Source organism: Stenotrophomonas sp. P5_A8, assembly GCF_056400545.1.
This window is the reverse complement of the sequence record NZ_JBFULB010000135.1, coordinates 1-10,151: the sequence shown is the minus strand read 5'-3', so window position 1 is coordinate 10,151 and position 10,151 is coordinate 1. Positions and strand designations below refer to the sequence as shown.

9 protein-coding genes are annotated in these 10,151 nt (G+C 66.7%); 7 read left to right on the top strand and 2 right to left on the bottom strand.

All coding sequences use genetic code 11. The features are described 5' to 3' along the window. The 3 genes from AC1DQP_RS11280 to AC1DQP_RS11270 form a co-directional block, all read left to right on the top strand. Positions 1–662, top strand: a 662-nt coding sequence (locus tag AC1DQP_RS11280; protein WP_478051612.1) for a transcriptional regulator, incomplete at its 5' end; no start/stop codon positions are given. Continuing rightward, positions 625–1,038 carry a hypothetical protein gene (locus tag AC1DQP_RS11275; RefSeq protein WP_478051611.1) on the top strand — a complete coding sequence of 138 codons (414 nt, stop codon included), beginning with the start codon at positions 625–627 and terminating at the stop codon, positions 1,036–1,038. The genes AC1DQP_RS11280 and AC1DQP_RS11275, both read left to right, overlap by 38 nt. A gap of 147 nt (positions 1,039–1,185) precedes the next feature. Continuing rightward, positions 1,186–3,312, top strand: a complete 2,127-nt coding sequence (locus AC1DQP_RS11270) for a methyl-accepting chemotaxis protein (protein ID WP_457318942.1) — start codon at positions 1,186–1,188, stop codon at positions 3,310–3,312. 107 nt (positions 3,313–3,419) lie between these two features. Here the strand turns inward: AC1DQP_RS11270 and AC1DQP_RS11265 are convergent, their stop codons facing one another. Then, complete coding sequence (locus AC1DQP_RS11265; RefSeq protein ID WP_256775780.1) at positions 3,420–3,965, bottom strand: hypothetical protein; 546 nt, start codon at positions 3,963–3,965, stop codon at positions 3,420–3,422. Between the two features lie 217 nt (positions 3,966–4,182). On the opposite strand from AC1DQP_RS11265, the gene AC1DQP_RS11260 reads away from it, so the two are divergent. Both AC1DQP_RS11260 and AC1DQP_RS11255 read left to right on the top strand, forming a co-directional pair. Continuing rightward, entirely contained in the window at positions 4,183–4,995 is an 813-nt protein-coding gene (locus AC1DQP_RS11260; protein WP_478051610.1) for a hypothetical protein, read from the top strand. A 109-nt stretch (positions 4,996–5,104) separates the two neighbouring features. Further along, complete coding sequence (locus AC1DQP_RS11255; RefSeq protein ID WP_457318939.1) at positions 5,105–5,668, top strand: hypothetical protein; 564 nt, start codon at positions 5,105–5,107, stop codon at positions 5,666–5,668. Positions 5,669–5,721: 53 nt separating this feature from the next. On the opposite strand, the gene AC1DQP_RS11250 is transcribed toward AC1DQP_RS11255, so the two are convergent. Next, positions 5,722–7,809, bottom strand: coding sequence for a catalase (locus tag AC1DQP_RS11250; protein ID WP_457318938.1), 2,088 nt, complete (start codon positions 7,807–7,809; stop codon positions 5,722–5,724). A 168-nt stretch (positions 7,810–7,977) separates the two neighbouring features. Here AC1DQP_RS11250 and AC1DQP_RS11245 point away from each other — a divergent pair, with 168 nt between their 5' ends. Continuing rightward, a complete protein-coding gene (locus AC1DQP_RS11245) occupies positions 7,978–8,688 on the top strand; it encodes an AraC family transcriptional regulator (RefSeq protein ID WP_256775776.1) in 711 nt (236 codons plus the stop codon). 81 nt (positions 8,689–8,769) lie between these two features. Beyond that, a partial coding sequence (locus tag AC1DQP_RS11240) for an amino acid permease (protein WP_478051609.1) occupies positions 8,770–10,151 on the top strand: 1,382 nt, incomplete at its 3' end.

The following is a 10,151-nucleotide window of genomic DNA, read 5'->3' as shown; positions in this document are numbered from 1 at the left end:
ACGTACCCAATATGGGTACAAAATCTCCCTCAAGTCGCCTGTCGTCCAACCGATCACCTGGCTTGGCCGACGCTCTTTTCACCCAGACCCAGCAACGCGTGCTGGGGATGTTGTTCGGACAGCCGCATCGCGCATTCGGGGTTTCGGAGCTGATTGCATCGATCGGCGCGGGATCCGGCGCGGTACAGCGGGAGTTGGCCAAGCTGGCTGCTGCCGGGCTGGTCAGCGTCAGGGCATCGGGTAACCAGAAGCGCTACCAGGCCAACGGCGAGGCACCGATCCATGACGAACTGGTGGCGATCGTGCAGAAGACCATCGGCCTGGCCGCACCGCTGCGCGAGGCATTGCTGCCGCTACAGGACAAGATCGCCGCCGCGTTCGTCTATGGCTCCATGGCCAAGCGCACCGATACCGCGCGCAGCGACATCGATCTGATGATCCTGTCCGATACCCTCGGCTATGCCGATGTGATGCAAGCGTTGGATGGGACCGAACTGAAGCTGGGTCGCCCCGTAAATCCGACCCTGTATTCAAGCGCTGAATTTACATCGCGGATTCACGATCAAAATTCCTTCTTGATGCGTGTGCTGGAGCAGCCCAAGATCTGGATCATTGGAGAACATGATGATCTCAGCGCTGCACAATCTGGCCGGACCGGGTAAATCACTCAGTGCCGAACCGCCTGATCGCCGGGAAATCGAAGGGTTGCAGCGATCAGGACTCGCCCGGTTGCACGACGCGCGTAACACATCGCTTTCTCTGGAGAGCCGCTTCGACCTGGCCTACAACGCGGCCCATGCGCTGTGCCTGAGCGCGCTGCGACAGCATGGCTTTCGCCCGGCGCAACGCTACATCGTCTTCCAGCTACTCCCGCATACGCTCGCCTTGGGGCCGGAGGTATGGCGTGTGCTGGACAAGTGCCATCAGCAGCGCAACATCGCCGAGTACGAGGGCGAACTGGACGTTAGTGGGCGCCTGATACTGGATTTGATCATCGCCTGCGACCAGGTGCGCCTGGCATTAGGATTGGACGGCTGACGGCGCGCGTGCCCATGGCCCGCTTGGCGTTGTACGCGCCAGCGACGCTCCCCAAATGTGAACCGCCGCCGTTCCGTTAAGGCTGTGTGATCAAGAACATGTCCGCGTGGGCCGATAACCCGGCACCCCCCACGTTTGGATGCAGTCATGGATTTGTTGAGGAACGTCAGCGTCGTCTGGCGTCTAGGTACGGGCTTTGGCCTGTTGTTGCTGCTGGTTGCGGCCGTGGTCGCCACCGGTGCCACCGGCAGCGCGGTGCAGAAGCACGCAATGCAGGAGGTGGTCGAGGTGGGCGTGGCCAAGGTGCGCCTGCTCTCGGAGATGCTCGACGCCAACAACCAGATGATGGTCGTACGCCGGGAGATGCTGATCCGCCAGGGCCAGGAGCGTGAGGCCGATGAGGCGCGCATCGCCGCGCTGGTCAAGCGTTACGAGGCCAGCTGGACCGCCTACCAGGCGCTGCCGAGCGATGCGCAGGGCAAGCAGATGGGCGCGGCCATTGCCGCCAGGCGCGCCACTGCGCGCCCGTTGAACAAGCAGACCAGCGAACTGATGGCGCAGGGCGACTTTCCCGGCGCGGTCGCGCTGACCCTGGGCCCGGTGCAGGAAGCGGCCAGCGGCTGGAACAAGGCGCTCGCCGATGGCGTCACGTATGAAGAAAAAGAAAGCCGCGAAGCCGCCGCCGAAGCGATCCGCCTGGGCGAGCGCACGTTGCTGCAGCTGCTGGTTCTGGGCGGCGTCGCGCTGCTGGTGGGCATTGCCGCCTCGATCCTGATCGGCCGCAGCCTGACCGGGCCGCTGGCGCGTGCGGTCCGGCTGGCCGACCAGATGGCCAAGGGCGAGCTGGAGCAGGATTTCCGCCTCGGCGGTCGTGATGAGCTGACCCTGCTCGGCAATGCGATGGGCAGCGTGCGCCAGAACGTGCAGGCCGCGATCACCGCCCAGCTGCAGATGGCACAGCAGCACGAAGCCGGTGCGATCAGCTACCGCATGGATGCCGACGCACTGCCGGGCGACTACGGCCGCATGCTGCGCGCCACCAATGAACTGGTCGGCTCGCACGTGGCCGTGCAGTCGCACATGGTCGATGTGATGGCCGACTATGCCGTCGGCGACCTCAGTCGCGACCTGGACAGCTACCCCGGCGAGAAGGCGCTGCTGACCCGCACCATGGCCACGGTCAAGGCCAGCCTGATGGCGATCAACCAGCAGATCGACACGCTCGCCAGCGCCGCGCGTGCCGGCGATTTCTCGGTGCGCGGTGATGAGGCTGCGTTCCAGTTCCAGTTCCGCGCGATGGTCGCCAACCTCAACGGGATGATGGCCAGTTCGCAGTCGAGCATCGCCGACCTGTCACAGGTGCTGCGTGCCATCTCCACCGGTGACCTGACCTCGCGCATGAGCGGTCATTACGAAGGCGTGTTCGCGCAGATGCGCGACGATGCCAACGTGACCGCCGCGCAGCTGACCGGCATCGTCCAGCAGATCCAGGGCGCGGCCGGCAGCATCAACGACGCCGCGCAGGAACTGGCCGCCGGCCACAACGATCTGTCGCGCCGCACCGAACAGCAGGCGGCCAACCTGGAAGAGGCGGCCGCCTCGATGGAAGAGCTGACCTCCACCGTGCGCCAGAACGCCGAACTGGCCAACCAGGCCGACCACGAAGCGCACGCGGCCGGTGCCGCGGTACGTGCCACCGAGCAGGCGATCGCGCAGATGGCCAAGGTCATGAGCGAGATCGACACCTCCTCGGCGCGCATCGGCGAGATCTCCTCGGTGATCGATGGCATCGCCTTCCAGACCAACATCCTGGCCTTGAATGCGGCGGTCGAAGCGGCGCGCGCCGGCGAGAACGGTCGCGGTTTCGCCGTGGTCGCCAGCGAAGTGCGCACGCTCGCACAGCGTGCCGGCACTGCCGCCAAGGAGATCAAGGACCTGATCGACGCATCCAGCGAGAAGGTCAAGACCGGCCTGAGCGTCACCGTGGAATCCGAGGCGGCGATCGCGCGCCTCACCCAGGCCAGCTCGCGCACCAATCAGTTGATGAGCGACATCGCCGCGGCCACCAAGGAACAGGCGGCCGGCATCGAGCAGGTCAACCAGGTGGTGGTGCAGATGGACCAGGTGACCCAGCAGAACGCGGCACTGGTCGAAGAAGCCACCGCGGCCAGCCGCGCGCTGGAACAGCAGGCACATGCGTTGATCGAATCGGTGGCGGTGTTCAAGCTGGAGCAGGGCAGTGCGCTGGGCGTGGCGGTGCGGCGCGCGGCCTGATCGACTGATGGAGGGATGCGGCGGCAGGACGCCGCTGCATCCGGATCACAGGTCGCCTCCGCGGCGAACGCGTGGCGGCGGAACTGGCCCGACGCCGACGCGGGGCCTCAGCGATCCCGTACCTCGAAGGTGGACTGCAACGGCAGCTCGACGTTGCGGTTGATGTCCTTGACCTTCATCCGCACGGTCCAGACGCCCGGCGGATCACCGGCTTCGACCCGCATTTTCACCACCATGCCCGTCATGTACACCAGGGTCGGATCGGTGTGCAGCCGGGTTTTGAAGCAGGGCGTCTGCGGGTGCTGCGCGTCGTAGCTGCCGTCGGGACGCTGGATTTCAACACCGCAGACGACGTTGGTGTCGCCCTTCGCGTCCAGCATCGGATTGGACAGCAGGGTGAGCACGTACAGTTCGCCCCCCAGGCCGACGCTGTCGGCACCGCGCAGCGAAGGGGTGTGCTCCGGTGGCGTTTCCCACTTCTGCTGCCAGTCGGCATCGTCGGTGATCACCAGCGACGCGGCGAAGCCGCCTTCGGAACGGGCCGCCTCGGTCTGCGGCACCGGTGTGCCATCGGCGTCGCGCCAGCCGCTCTGGGCCATCGCGGTTGCAGGTAACAACACGGCCAGCATGGCCAGTAGCGAAGCGCTGCGCATGATCGTTCCTTGAATCGCCGCGTCCTGCGGCGTGAGGCGAGTATCGCCGATGCATCATGGAAGGCGTCAATCCTGTGTGGATCATCGACCGCCGATGCCCTCGAGAATCGGCCGACCCGCAACCGCGGCGGCTTGCCGGGCGGTCGCGTACACCCCGGGCCCCGACTTCCGCACCGCCGCGATTTCGGCGATGCTCTGCGCTCACCAGGGGGGACGCATGGAAAGCAGGGATCAGGGTGACATCCACGGCGACGTGCCGGCCATCGCGCACCTGGGGGCCGGCCAGCCGACGGTACCGGCCGAGACGGCGCCCACCGACTGGTCGGTCCTGCCGGTGGTGCAGGGCAATGAAGATTCGGTGGTGATGGTGCTGTGGCGGCTGCTGCGCCAGGAACCGGCGTTGATCGTGAGCGCCGGTTACGTGCTGCTGTCGCTGCTCGGGCTGTGGTCGAGCTACTTCTTCTACCTGCGCTTCCAGCTCTCCATCCTGGACTACCTGCAGATCAGCGACTTCCTGGTGGCCGGCCTGCGCGATCCGGCCTATGCGGGGATCCTGGCCGGCGGCATCGCGCTGGCCATCGTGGCTGGCTGGCCGGACACCGTGCGTCGGCGCAACCCGGCCAAGGTGGAGGCGCTGCGCGCACGGCACTGGGGATGGCGGATGCTGTTCTCGCAGTCACCGCTGACCAGCTGGGACATCTCCGGGCTGCGGCCGCTGACCGGCCTGTGCATCGCAGTGGCCTGCTTCATGGCGCTGGGCGCGGCCATCTACTCCATGAACAAGGCCGAGAACATCCGCGACGCGGGGCAGGGCAGCAAGGTCATGGTGCACCTGGCGGGCGACAGCGCGCCGCTGGCCGGTGATGCACGGCTGCTGGGCAGCAGCAGCGCGTTCGTGTTCCTGTGGTGGCCGCAACAGCACCGCGCAGAAGCGGTGCCGATTTCGGCAATCAAGCGGATGCAGTCGGTGGTGGTGCCGGTGCGGGCCAAGGCACCGCCGGCGGGCAAATCGGCGCCCGCGTCGCGCTGAGCACGATCCCGGCGGGGCAGGCCAAGGCGGCCCTGCAACAGACGCGGCAGCGCGATGCTGCCGCATCCCTTTGTCGCTTCAGCGGGCGGAGTTTTTCGCAGGCGTCCGCGTGGTGGTCCTGCGCGCGGTTTTCGTTGCGACCTTTTTTGTCGACGTGCTGGCCACCGTCTTCTTTGTGGCGGCTTTGCTGGTGGCTTTGCGCGCGGGGGCCTTCTTCGCCGCTGTCTTTTTCACGGCCGATTTCTTCGCCGTCTTGCCGGCAGCTGTCTTCTTCGCGGCCGTCTTCGTTGTGGCCGACGTCGTCGCAGTCTTCTTCGTTGCCTTCGTTGCCTTCTTTGCCGCCGTCTTCGTCGTCGTCTTCTTCGCTGATGTCGTCGTAGTTTTCTTCGCCGACGTCGATGCCTTTTTCGCTACGCTTCTGCCGGCGGCGGTCCTCTTCACCGCCACCTTTTTCGCCACCTTCGAGGCGGTCGACGTCTTGGCTGCCTTCCGAGTCGCTGTCTTCGCAGACGACGTCGTGGGCGCCTTTTTGACCGGCGCACGCTTCTTGCCACCCCCATCCTGCTTGTTGACGGTGGCCCAGGCGATGCGCTCGGCCGCGTCCTCGCCGCGGCCATGTTCCTTCTCGCTTTCTTCGATGTGCTCGGCCTGGCGCTTCTGCTTGTCGGTGTAGCTGGATTTGTCACCACGCGGCATGGGGATGTCTCCTGTGGGGATGGAAGAGAATCAAGCCAGCGTGCGCACCTTCGGCTCCCGCGCCCACTGCCGCGTCGCCGCCGCCGCAAGGAAGCCCTTGGCGTCCTCGGCTTCCACCACGCCCGCATCGTTGCCCACGCGCGCGGCCTTGAGCAGCGCCTGCGCGCCCTCATCGGCGGCAATCGCCTTCAGGTGGGCCCAGGCGTCGGCCACGAAATCCACCGCTGCCGATTCCTTCTGCAGGCGCTTGGCCGCCTCGTTGCTGAGCACCACGGCCACCGCATCGAACACCACCGACGGCGTACCGGCGAGCTGCCCATCTGCGGCAAGCACCTTGCCGTCGCTGAGTTTGCCGCCGCCGATCTTCGGCGCGACCAGCTTGACCTTGGCACCGGCCTTGTCGGCAGCCTTGCGCAGGTTGCTGATCAAGCCTGCATCGGAGCCCTCGTCGAACAGGATGCCGATGCAGCGGCCCTTGAGCAGGTCCTTGGTGCGGCCGATCACGCGCACTTCCTGCGCCTTCGGGAAATCCTGTGCAGGCGTGGCCGTCGGCGCAGGCTCGGGCAGGGCCGGCATCGCAAGTCCCGCGGCCACGCGCTTGGCCAGCGACTCGTCGATGTTGCGCAGGTGGCTCACCGTGCGCTCGCGCACCTTGACCGTTTCCACCTTGGACAGCTCAAACACCAGCGCCGACGCCAGATGCGCCTGCTCGGGTGCTTCCAGGCTGCGGAAGAACATGCGCGCCTGGCTGTAGTGATCGGCGAAGCTCTCGGCCCGCACGCGCCCCTTCACCCCGTCATCGGGCGCGGTGGCGTGGCTGGGGAAACCATCGACCACTTCGCGCGGGCTGTCATCCTGCAGCGAACTCGGATCGTAGGCGACGCGCCCCTTCGGGATGCCCATCTGCATGTGCCCATCGCGCTGATGGTTGGCGAACGGGCACTTGGGCGCATTGACCGGGATCTGGTGGAAGTTGGGCCCGCCCAGGCGACTGAGCTGGGTATCCAGGTAGGAGAACAGGCGCCCCTGCAGCAGCGGATCGTTGCTGAAGTCGATGCCCGGCGGCACGTTGGCGGGGCAGTAGGCCACCTGCTCGGTCTCGGCGAAGAAGTTGTCCGGCCAGCGGTCCAGCACCATCCGCCCGATCACCGTCAGCGGCACCAGCGACTCGGGAATGATCTTGGTCGGGTCCAGGTGATCGAACGGGAAAGCCTCGGCGTCTGCCTCGCTGAACAGCTGCACCGCCAGCTCCCATTCGGGGAAGTCGCCGGCGGTGATCGCTTCGAACAGGTCGCGACGGTGGAAGTCATTGTCGGCACCCTGCAGCTTGACCGCCTCGTCCCACACCGTGGACTGGATGCCCAGCTTCGGCCGCCAATGGAATTTGACGAAGGTCGATTCGCCTTCCTCGTTGAGCAGGCGGAAGCTGTGGATGCCGAAGCCCTCGATCATCCGCAGCGAGCGCGGAATCGCGCGGTCGCTCATCGCCCACATGATCATGTGCATCGACTCGGGCATCAGCGAGATGAAATCCCAGAAGGTGTCATGCGCGCTGGCCGCCTGCGGGAAGGCGCGGTCCGGTTCCATCTTCACCGCGTGGATCAGGTCGGGGAACTTGATCGCATCCTGGATGAAGAACACCGGGATGTTGTTGCCCACCAGATCCCAGTTGCCTTCGCGGGTGTAGAACTTGACGGCGAAGCCGCGCACATCGCGCGGGGTATCCACGGATCCGGCACCGCCGGCCACGGTCGAGAAACGGGTGAACACCGGCGTACGCACGCCAACCTCGGTGAGCACGCGCGCGCGGGTGAATTCCTGCAGCGAACGAGTCAGTTCGAAGTAGCCGTGCGCGGCACTGCCACGGGCGTGCACGATGCGCTCGGGGATGCGCTCATGGTCGAAGTGGGTGATCTTCTCGCGCAGGATGAAGTCTTCCAGCAGCGTGGGCCCACGCGGGGTGGCGCGCAGCGAGTTCTGGTTGTCGCCGACCGGGATGCCCTGGTTGGTGGTCAGCGCGGGATGGCCGCCACCGGCGTGCTGGTGCAGTTCGTCGCCTTCGCCACGGCTGTCGGCGGGAGGAGGGGTGTTCTTGGTGCGGGGCTTGCTGGCGGCCATGGGTGGCTCCGGGCTGGCGGGAAGGCAATGCCCAACACTGGCGCGGCCGCCGTTAATCGCCGGTGCTCAATTCGGGCGCTGCATGCACCCGCGCTTCACATGCGGCGTTGGGTGGGCGCGGCAGGGCGCGTATCCTTGGCGGCGTGTCCTCCTGCCGCCCGCCCTCGCATGCGCGTTGAACCTGCCGACATCGAAGCCCTGTTCGATGCGATCCCCGACGTGCTGTTCTTCATGAAGGACCGCGACGGGCGCTATACGCACATCAACCAGACCATGCTGCGCCGGCTCGGGCTGAAGTCGCGCAAGGAGGTGATCGGGCGTACCGCCGCGGAGATCTACCCGACCGGGCTGGGCGCCGACTACGCCACCCAGGACGAGCAGGTCCTGGCCGGCAAGGTGATCGAAAACCTGATGGAGCTGCATCTGTTCGCCAACCGCGAGCCGGGTTGGTGCCTGACCTGCAAGCGCCCGCTGCTGGTGGACGGGCAGATCAGGGGCCTGATCGGCATCTCGCGCGACCTGGGTCAGAAAGACAGCCTGGGCACCCAGTACGAGCAGCTGCGGCTGGCGCTGGCGCATCTGAACGCGCATTACGCCGAGAACGTGCGCATGCAGACCCTGCTGGACATCACCGGGTTCTCGCTGTCCAAACTGGAGCGTACCTTCCGCAAGGTGTTCCAGATGACCCCACAGCAGGTGCTGACCCGCCTGCGCATCCAGATGGCGGTGCACCTGCTGCACGGGCCGGACAGCATCGCCAGCATCGGCCAGGCCTGCGGCTTCACCGACCAGAGCGCGTTCACCCGCAAGTTCAAGGCCGAGGTCGGGGTGTCCCCGCGCGGCTACCGGGCGCAGATCGGCGAGCGCGCCGAAACCTGAGCCGGGGCGGGCCTTGTGGCCTATCCCGCCGGCCGGCTGGACAGGGTATCGTGTCGCACCTGTTGCCCGCCTGCGATTCCGATGCCCGCATCCCAGACTCCGACGCCTGCCGCCGCGCCTGCCGACACCCGACTGGGCCACGCGCTCAAACCCCGCCAGCTGATCATGATGGGCCTGGGCAGCGCCATCGGCGCCGGCCTGTTCCTGGGGTCGGGCGTGGGCGTGCAGGCCGCCGGCCCGGCGGTGCTGATGTCTTATCTGGTCGCCGGTGCGCTGGTGATCATCGTGATGAACGCGCTCGGCGAAATGGCCGCGGCCAAGCCGACCAGCGGCGCGTTTTCGGTGTACGCCGCCGATGCCATGGGCGCCACCGCCGGGGCCACGGTGGGCTGGCTGTGGTGGGTGCAGTTGGTCATTGTCATCGCGGCCGAGGCGGTGGGTGCGGCCGGTTTGCTGGCCACCGTCTGGCCGGCGGTGCCGGTGCCGATGGCCGCGCTGGCCTTCATGCTGTTCTTCACCGCGATCAACCTGCTCGGGGTAAAGAACTTCGGTGAGTTCGAATTCTGGTTCGCGATCCTCAAGGTGGTGGCGATCGTCGCCTTCATCCTGATCGGCATCGCGCTGCTGCTGGGCTGGCTGCCGGACGTCGCCTCGCCGGGCCTGTCCAACTTCACCGGGCATGGCGGCTTCGCGCCCAAGGGGCTGGCTGGCGTGGGCGCGGCGCTGCTGGTGGTGGTGTTCGCTTTCGGGGGCACCGAGATCGTGGCGGTGGCCGCAGCGGAAACCGAAGACCCCGAGCGCAGCATCGCGCGGGCCATCCGTACCGTGGCCTGGCGCATCCTGGTGTTCTACATCGGCTCGCTGAGCGTGATCATCGCCGTGGTGCCGTGGACCAGCGAGGCGCTGAAGTCGCCGTTCGCCGCGGTGCTGCAGGTGGCCAACATCCCCGGTGCGGCCACGGCGATCACGCTGATCGCGGTGATCGCGCTGCTGTCGGCGCTCAATGCCAACCTCTATGGCGCCTCACGCATGATGTATTCGCTGGCCCAGCGCCAGGAGGCACCGGCCGTGCTCGGCTGGGCCGACCCGCGCCAGGTGCCGATCATCGCGGTGCTGGCCAGCGTGCTGTTCGGCTTTGCCGCCACCGTGATGGAGCTGCTGTTTCCGGACAGGGTGCTGCCGGTGCTGCTCAACATCGTGGGGTCCACCTGCCTGCTGGTGTGGACGATCTCGCTGCTGTCGCAGCTGATCCTGCGGCATCGCGCCAATCGCGATGGCACCCGCCTGCCGTTCCGCATGGCCGGCTACCCCTATCTGACCGTGATCGGCCTGGGCGTGCTGGCGCTGATCTTCGGCCTGCTGCTGTCCGAATCGCACACCCGCCTGCAGTTCCTGTCGATGGCCGCGCTGACCGCGGTGATCGCGATCAGCAGCGAAGTGGCGCGGCGCGTGCGCGCCAGCCG

Bases quoted from the DNA above. Each gene is read 5' to 3' on its own strand.
- AC1DQP_RS11275 (WP_478051611.1), top strand. From the start codon at position 625: ATGATCTCAGCGCTGCACAATCTGGCCGGACCGGGTAAATCACTCAGT.
- AC1DQP_RS11270 (WP_457318942.1), top strand. From the start codon at position 1,186: ATGGATTTGTTGAGGAACGTCAGCGTCGTCTGGCGTCTAGGTACGGGC.
- AC1DQP_RS11265 (WP_256775780.1), bottom strand. From the start codon at position 3,965: ATGCGCAGCGCTTCGCTACTGGCCATGCTGGCCGTGTTGTTACCTGCA.
- AC1DQP_RS11260 (WP_478051610.1), top strand. From the start codon at position 4,183: ATGGAAAGCAGGGATCAGGGTGACATCCACGGCGACGTGCCGGCCATC.
- AC1DQP_RS11250 (WP_457318938.1), bottom strand. From the start codon at position 7,809: ATGGCCGCCAGCAAGCCCCGCACCAAGAACACCCCTCCTCCCGCCGAC.
- AC1DQP_RS11245 (WP_256775776.1), top strand. From the start codon at position 7,978: ATGCGCGTTGAACCTGCCGACATCGAAGCCCTGTTCGATGCGATCCCC.